Annotated in this window: 7 protein-coding genes; all 7 read right to left on the reverse strand. The window is 62.2% G+C overall.

Annotation, left to right across the window (positions count from 1 at the left end):
- The coding region (locus tag ACGVJ8_RS00850; RefSeq protein ID WP_392345051.1) for an NAD(P)H-quinone oxidoreductase subunit F at positions 1-1806 on the reverse strand (1806 nt) is incomplete at its 3' end.
- Between the two features lie 102 nt (positions 1807-1908).
- Complete coding sequence (locus tag ACGVJ8_RS00855) at positions 1909-2454, reverse strand: BMC domain-containing protein (protein WP_392345052.1); 546 nt, start codon at positions 2452-2454, stop codon at positions 1909-1911.
- A 53-nt stretch (positions 2455-2507) separates the two neighbouring features.
- Entirely contained in the window at positions 2508-2759 is a 252-nt protein-coding gene (locus ACGVJ8_RS00860) for a carboxysome peptide B (protein ID WP_392345053.1), read from the reverse strand.
- Positions 2759-3070, reverse strand: a complete 312-nt coding sequence (locus ACGVJ8_RS00865) for a carboxysome peptide A (RefSeq protein ID WP_392345054.1) — start codon at positions 3068-3070, stop codon at positions 2759-2761. The genes ACGVJ8_RS00860 and ACGVJ8_RS00865 overlap by 1 nt, the downstream gene beginning before the upstream one ends.
- A gap of 2 nt (positions 3071-3072) precedes the next feature.
- Positions 3073-4818 carry a carboxysome shell carbonic anhydrase gene (locus ACGVJ8_RS00870; RefSeq protein WP_392345055.1) on the reverse strand — a complete coding sequence of 582 codons (1746 nt, stop codon included), beginning with the start codon at positions 4816-4818 and terminating at the stop codon, positions 3073-3075.
- Positions 4819-4825: 7 nt separating this feature from the next.
- Complete coding sequence (locus tag ACGVJ8_RS00875) at positions 4826-7186, reverse strand: CsoS2 family carboxysome shell protein (RefSeq protein WP_392345056.1); 2361 nt, start codon at positions 7184-7186, stop codon at positions 4826-4828.
- A gap of 101 nt (positions 7187-7287) precedes the next feature.
- Positions 7288-7559, reverse strand: a 272-nt coding sequence (locus ACGVJ8_RS00880) for a ribulose bisphosphate carboxylase small subunit (RefSeq protein WP_392345057.1), incomplete at its 5' end; no start/stop codon positions are given.

Below are 7559 nucleotides of genomic sequence, written 5' to 3' on the forward strand. Positions count from 1 at the left end.
GATGGCCAAAAGCACTGTCAGCACATACGACTGGCTCTGACCGCTGACGCTGAGCTTGAGGCTGTTGGCACTGGCCAGGGAGAAGCGAGCCACCCCATTGAGAAGACCATCCACCACATTTCGGTCAAACCAAGAGGCCAGGCGAGAGAAGCCAGCCACCACGTTGACGATGGTGAGGCGATAGAAGCGCTCGGTGTAGAAGTCGTAGGCCAGCAGGTCCTGCCACCAGCGCAGCACAGGATTCAGCGAGCGGGACCAGGCCTTGCTCAAGGGGAGCACGGCGCCGGCCAGCAGGCCCAGCAGTCCGCTTCCCACTACCAGAGCTGCTGCCCAGAGGGGGAAGGCCAACAAACCATCGAGGGATTCAAGCCGCACCAGCAACAGCGGGGTGATCAGCACAATCACGGTGAGCGCCACCATCGGGAACGCCATCTGCCAGTTCACCTCGGCAGCCCGGCGGGACTTGATCAGGGATTCCCCCATGAACACATGGCGGAACACCCGCACCAGACCCATGGCGGTGAGTGCGTTGGTGAGCAGAAACACAGCCATGAACGGCACCGAGCGCACGCTCAGCAGTTCAATCGACTGGGCCAAGGCCAGGAAGCCACCCAGGGGCAGAAAGCCCACCAAACCGGCACCACCCACAAGAAACGCCGTGGTGGTGGCCGGCATACGGCTGCCCAATCTCCCCAGCTCGGTGATGTCCTGACAGTTGGTGGACGCAATTACGCCGCCAATGCTCATCGACAGCAGCGCCTTGGACACGGCATGGGTGAACAGCAGCAACAAGGCCAGAACAGGGATCTGCAGCGCAATTGCGATGAAGACCAACCCCATGTGGGCCGTCGTGGAATATGACAGCGTGCGTTTGATGTCCACCTGAGCCAGGGCCACCAAAGAGCCACCGATCGCACTGATGCTGCCGATCACGAGCATCACGCCGATGGCGATGGGCGAGAGCTGAAGAATGGGCATCACCTTCAGCAGCACAATTGCGCCGCAGGTCACCACCACCGAGTTCCGCAAAATCGAAGCAGGGTTTGGGCCCTCCATGGCTTCGTCCAGCCAGAGGTGCATGGGGAACTGGGCGCATTTGCCCATTGGGCCGGCGACCAGGCCCAAACCCAACAGCGTTGCCGCCAGCGGAGAGAGGGAGTCTTGAGCGGCCCAGGCATAAAGGTCGTTGAACCCCATCACACCGGAGTAGCTGCAGAGCGCCACCACACCCATCAGCAGCAGCACATCACCAACGCGCTTGGTGAGGAAAGCATCCCGGGCTGCGGTCACCACCAGGGGTTGGGCATACCAGAAACCCACCAGCAGATAGGTGGAGAGCGTCAGCATCTCCAGCAGGAAATAGCTTTGGAACAGAGAGTCGCTGAGCACGACGCCACTCATCGCCCCCTCGAAAAATCCGAGCAGTGCAAAGAAGCGGGCCAACGCCCACTCCTTGTCCATGTATCCAAGGGAATACACCTGGGATAGCAAGCTGAGGCCCGTGATCAGTTCCAGGGCCACCAGGTTGGTGAGCGACAGGCTGAAGCTGATGTTCAGCTCTAGATCAGCCACGCTGAGCCAGGGAAAGGCCAGATCCACCGGCCCTGACTGGTACACATCTTGCAGGATCTGGCTTCCATGAACAAAGGCCAGCAGGGTGAGAAGAATGTTGAGGTAGGCCGCCGGTCGATGGGCATCTCGGCGGAACCAGCCACAGGCCCAAGGGAGGGAAACCAGCATCCCGATCAACCCATAGAGCGGGATTAACCAGGCGGTCTGGATGGGAAGCGAGAGCTCCGGGGTCAAAACGGCGAGCGGGATGGTGATCGAGCTGGTCGCTGGTTGGCCGGTGAATCTAGGAGCCGGTCAGGAACAAAAGGGCTCTTTGTGAACGGCTGTGAGGAGGCTTTATGCCGTCAGCTGCGGCGAGCTGCACCACTGCCGGCCCAACACCGGCTCCACCTCTTTATGGGGACGGGCAATGATGTGAGCAGCAACGAGGCCGTCACCCACGCGCTCGCAGGCATCGGCACCGGCACGAACAGCGGCATTCACCGCACCGGTTTCGCCACGCACCATCACCGTGACGTAGCCACCACCCACATACTCACGGCAGATCAGGCTCACCTCAGCAGCCTTGGTCATGGCATCGGCTGCCTCAATGGCAGGAACCATGCCGCGGGTTTCGATCATTCCCAACGCCACACCGAGAACGATGGGGGAAGGGGTGGCAGCGGGTTTGGCCACGGCTGATCCGCCGCCGGAACCAGTGCTGGAAGCGCTGCTGCGACGCGTTGTGGTGGACGCACGACGGGTGGTTGAAGCAGGAACTGCCTTGGCGGGAGTCGATGCGGGAGCAGGGGTGCTGGCCACAGGCTTCACATCCACGGTCTTGTTCGCCGCGGCGGTGCTGCGGGTGGTGCGACGACGGGGGGTGGGGGAAGGAATGGCCATGGATTTGAAGGTGTGGAAGCGGAACGGAAACGGCGGCGGGAAATGAAAAATCCCTATCCGTCCGGATTCCAGAAATCGATGATTCCACCGATGGTCAGATCGGTGAGAACGGTGTTGTCAGGGCAAGCATGCCGCGCGGCCGAACCGCTGGCGGTGAACACCCAGTTGCCCTCGCGGGCACCCACGGGGTCAACGGCTACCAGCTTCTTGCCCTTGTTGTTGCGCAGGATGCGCAGATGCATGTGATCCAGTCCGGCAACCCGGTAGGTGCAGATCAACGTGCCCATCACCTGCATGATCTCCATCAGCTGGCCTTACCTCCCGCGGGTTTGCTGGAACTGGGGGATGGAGAGGGAGCCGAGGTCTTTGGAGGGTCGGGTTTCCAGTGGTCAATGATCCCAACGATCGTGAGGTCACTGGGATACGACTTGCTGCCGGCGGCTTCACGGGCGGCCGAGCTACTGACGCAGATCACCCAGTCACCAGGTTTCGCACCCACCGCATCGACGGCCACCTTCTTGGTGCTGCCATCCAGCACCACCTGAAGATGCTTGTGCTCGAAATCGGGGATCCGGTTGGTGGAAACGAGCGGCTTGACGACCTTGACGATAAGCATGATCAGTGAGCCTCCGGAAGTTGCGGGTCGAGCGTGGAACCGACGACCTCGGCCGGAGCCGTCTGGTTGCGGTCGCGAATGGTGAGACAAGTGTGGAGCAGACCCTCGTCAACGAGAGCTGCGTAGCGATCGGCGATGGCCTGGTTCACCCGTTGGCAATCAGCGATGGCCCGTTCCCGAGCACCGGGCACACAACCGGAATAGTCGAAACGCACCACAACCGGAATCGGCAGATCCCGGGACACATTCAGACCCTTGAAAATTTTCACGCCCACATCAAGATCAGGGGCGCCCTCTTCAACGGTGTCGAGGTGGGCGAAATAAGTGAGGTTGCGCAGATGCACTTCTTTAAAGCCGATGCCAACGCCAATGAAACGCTCCGCGTGCCCGGCATCGGGGTAAGTGCCCCCGTGCAGATCTTGCACGTAATCGATCTGGGAGAAGTTATTGGCGAGCAACCGGGTCAGGAATGAAACCATCCCGGCATCCATGGGGCCAGGAGCAGAGCTTTCAACGGTTTCAGCAATCTGCGCCATCGCCTGATCAGCACTCATCGATGCCGTGGCGGCATGCAGTTCCCTGGAGCAAAGCCAGCGGTCGAGCACCATTTCGCTGTCACGGCTTGGGGGGTGCACCCGGATCGCATCGGTATCGGTGTCGAGGCCGATCAGCAGAAGATCAACGGAGGCACCGCAGCAGAAGCTGTTTTCCACCGACTCACGGAAGTCGAGCAAGCGCTGATGACCCGCCGCTGCCGCCAATTCATCATTGCTGCCATGGGCAGCACAGCCCTGGTGGGAGGGATCGAGAGAACTGAAGTGGTACGTCACCACCTTCAGGTAACGGGTTGGTTCGGTGGAGGGATTGGGTGAACCTTCGCGGTAACGCAGATGCTCGGTTTTGACCCAGCGGTTCACCGTGTTCTCCACGTCGAACATGGCACCTGCGTGGGAGCGGCGACGCACAGCGCTAAAGGGAATGCGAAGGGCATAGGCCACGGTGTGGGCCAACCGACCATCGGCACAGGGCGTCAGATCGAGAAGATGGATGCCGCAGTCGAGCAGAAACTGTTCGAACTCTCGAGAGGCAGCACTGCTCGTGCCAGAACCCAGTGGGTCGTCCTGGAAGAAGCGATCACTGAACAAGCGGTGGCTTTCGAACACACACCAGGCGAACAGGGCGCGCATGTCGAGGGGGCGAACCCAGGCCCGCTGCAGAATGTGATCCGGCAGATCAAATCCGAGTTCGGCCCGGCACAACCGCTGGGCTTGAGGAATGAAATCGGTTTCATGTTGGAGTGCTGAAACCTGCTGAAGCAGGGGAACGATCCGATCAAAACGTCCCTTAATCTCCTGCTCATAGACCTGAAGACGGGCGTTCGCCGCTGCATCCGTCAACGGATGGCGCCGATGGGTGATCTGCAGCGAGCTGCGGCTCAGATTGAAGGGAACCGCCCGGGTTGCTGCTTCTTCACGCCGGACCCAGCCCGGTTGAGACGGAGCGAGACGCTGAACGTCGTTGCTGGAGCGAATCCTGCCGCCGCCAACGGAGCCGCGACCCAGTTGAGCAGCTTTGCCCGAGGTGGTGAGGGCACGGCGCCGGTCTAAAGCGGCCTTGCGGGTGGAGGACTCCACTTCAGACATGGTCTGGGCGGAATCAGACGTTGCGGCCAGCTGCTGAAGCTGGCGACGGGTGGGTGCCGAGGGGGCCTGAGGTCGCCCGCCACGGAGAGGCTTGGAGCGAACCATCAATCAATCAGCCCCGTGCGCCGCCTGAGACGGTGATCAGGGAACCCTTCTCGGTGTTGCCGCTGGAGCCGGTCACACGGCTCACAGGCCATTCAGTCTCCTCGTTGCGCTTGCGCTCGAAGGGAGACATGGCACTCATCGGGCCGGAACGACTGGGGTTACGACGGCGGGCCGAAGCACCCTCAGTACCGGTCACGTGTTCACCACGATCCCAGTCATCACCAGTGATCTTGGTGGAGGAACCCTCGCCGGTCACCCGGGATGCAGGCTTCCCAGAAGGCTCACTAACCACAGCCACGGTGGGCTGAAACTGGCGCTGCTGACGGTTTTGGAACTCGCGGTTGTCGAAGCGGAACTGCTCGGTACCGGTCACCTTGCCGCCAGCCATGTCAAAAGGGCCGGTGATGCGATTCTCCTGCTCATAGGACGTGCCGGTCACGCCGGAATTGGCCTCACGTTGCTGCTGGGCAGCGCGGGCGGGAGACACCACGCTGAAGCGGGTCCACGCAGCACCCTCAGGAGCTTGGCCGTGGGTTTCGGTCCCAGCAGGTGCATCAGCGCCGCAGGCAGCAGCCAGCTGATCAGCACCGACGTAAGGCGTGCCGGTGACTGCTTCACAAGCACCACGCTTGTCGCCGGTCATCACACCACCCACACCGGGTTGGATACCGGTCATGGCAGCGGAAGGGGTACCGACACGCACAGGAGTGCGCTCACGGATGGCCTGAACTGCAGGGGTGCCGCAGTGTTGGCCGGCCTGCTCCAGACCCGCGTAGGGGGTGCCGGTGACGGCCTGGCAGCTGCCGGGCTCGTCGCCCGTCACGTTCTCAGAACGGCCCGTACGGGTGCCGCTCACCACTTGGTTGCGGTTGGTGATGCTGAAGCCAACTTTGGCGGCTTCGGGCTCGGGCTTTCCGCTGCAGAAAGCATTCACCTGCTCAGCACTGATGTACTGATCACCCGTCACGCGGTGGCAGGAGCCGAACTCATCACCGGTGACCTGAGCTGAACGGCCCACCATGGTGCCGGTCACGCCAGTACCGGACAGGGTTCCTGAGAGGCCCACCTTGGCGGCAGGACGACCCTTGGGCAGGGGATCAGAACCCAGGTATTGATCGCCGGTGAGGCTGCGGTTAGCACCAGCTTCATCACCGGTAACGCTGGCGGAGCGACCCACCATCACACCACTCACAGGACGACCCTGTTCGGTGAGGCTGTGGCCCACCTTGCGCGGGGAGGTCGTGCCACCACCGCAGTAGGCAGCGGACTGGTTGGCGGAGATGTACTCGGTGCCGGTCACGTTCTTGCAGGTGCCGGGCTCATCGCCGGTGACCTTTTCGGAACGGCCGACTTCGTTACCGGTGACACGGTTGCCGTGGCTGGTGGCGGTGACGCGTACCTTGGCCGGAGTGGTGGCAGCTGGTGCGGTCTGACAGAAAGTCTGGAAGACTTCGGCGCCCAGGTACTCGGTACCGGTGATCGAACGGCAGGTGCTGACTTCGTTGCCGGTGGTTTTCACCGAGCGGTTGGCCTGGGTGCCGGTCACGGTTTGCCCGCCCGTGGTGGTGCTTTCACCAACTTTCCAGTGGGCATCAGCGGCAGCGGCTTGCTTGGCGCCGTGACGGTTGGGACCGGTGGGGCGGGTCACACCAGCGCTTTGCCTGTTGCGGGCGCCGGCCTTGGTGCGCAGCTCACGTACTTGTTGAGCCAGTTCACGGCTGGTGAGGTCAGGGTTGGCCTGACGAGCAACAGCTGCTGCACTGGTGGGTTGCTTGCCAGCGGTTTTGCCGTGCTTCGCCATGGCCTCACGACGGGCCAGCACCAGCGCGCGGCTGGGGTTCTCGATGGCACGACGCTTGGGAGTGGCCGAACGGCGCTCCGAACGGGCAGAAAACTTGGGGGCCGGTGCACTAAGGGGAGCCTTTGCAGCGGCACGCTTGCCACCGCAGCCGCAGCTTTTGTTGGTTTCAGCGGGTGCAGCTGCAGGAGCAGCGGCCTTGGTCTGACGAGCAAAATCAGCGCGGTTGCGATCGCGGCTGGTGTCGGCGGTCTTGCCGCGGCGAGATAGAGCATCACGACGGGCGAGCACCAGTTCGCGGCTGGGATCGCGATGCGGCTTGACCTGGGAGCTGCGGTTTACAGGAGCAGCTGTAAAGAACGTGGTCCGCTGCGGAGCTACAGCAGCGGGGGTGGCAGGTGCAGAGGCAGGCTCAGCAGCTGCGGCCGCGTTGGTGCGGGTGAGACGAGCATCAGCAACGGTGCGAACACGGTTGGCGCCATCACCAGCCGCTACTGAGGACTTCTTACCAGAAGTGGTCAGCGCCTTGCGGCGTTCAAGTGCGAGTTCGCGACTGGAGAGTCTTGCCATGTCCGCCCGAGGATGTCGTCGTGAGGTGGAAGGGCACTTGCCCCTCCGGAAAAAGCTGGAGCCCTGATCAGGTCAGGGCTCGGAACCATGGGTTCGAAGGATCAGCGTCCTTCGAAGACCACGAAGCAGGCACCCTGGCTCTGGGTGTAGGCGTCGTAACCGACGATGCGCACGTGGTGGTCGGGGTATGCGCGATGGCAAGCCTCGAGCTCACTGACAACGACGTTCAGATCCTTCTCACCGAAGAAAGGGAGCTTCCAATACGACCAGTAGGTGGCCATGGAGTTGCTGGGGTGGACGTGCTCGACGAGCGGGCTCCAACCCTGGGCAATGATGTACGCGATCTGGTCGTAGATCTCGTCCTGGGTCATCG

This window comes from Parasynechococcus sp. (genome assembly GCF_042954245.1).
GTDB lineage: Bacteria > Cyanobacteriota > Cyanobacteriia > PCC-6307 > Cyanobiaceae > Parasynechococcus.

Excerpts from the sequence above, each read along its gene's own strand:
- ACGVJ8_RS00870 (WP_392345055.1), bottom strand. The coding sequence starts at position 4,818 with ATGGTTCGCTCCAAGCCTCTCCGTGGCGGGCGACCTCAGGCCCCCTCG.
- ACGVJ8_RS00860 (WP_392345053.1), bottom strand. The coding sequence starts at position 2,759 with ATGGAGATCATGCAGGTGATGGGCACGTTGATCTGCACCTACCGGGTT.
- ACGVJ8_RS00865 (WP_392345054.1), bottom strand. The coding sequence starts at position 3,070 with ATGCTTATCGTCAAGGTCGTCAAGCCGCTCGTTTCCACCAACCGGATC.
- ACGVJ8_RS00855 (WP_392345052.1), bottom strand. The coding sequence starts at position 2,454 with ATGGCCATTCCTTCCCCCACCCCCCGTCGTCGCACCACCCGCAGCACC.
- ACGVJ8_RS00875 (WP_392345056.1), bottom strand. The coding sequence starts at position 7,186 with ATGGCAAGACTCTCCAGTCGCGAACTCGCACTTGAACGCCGCAAGGCG.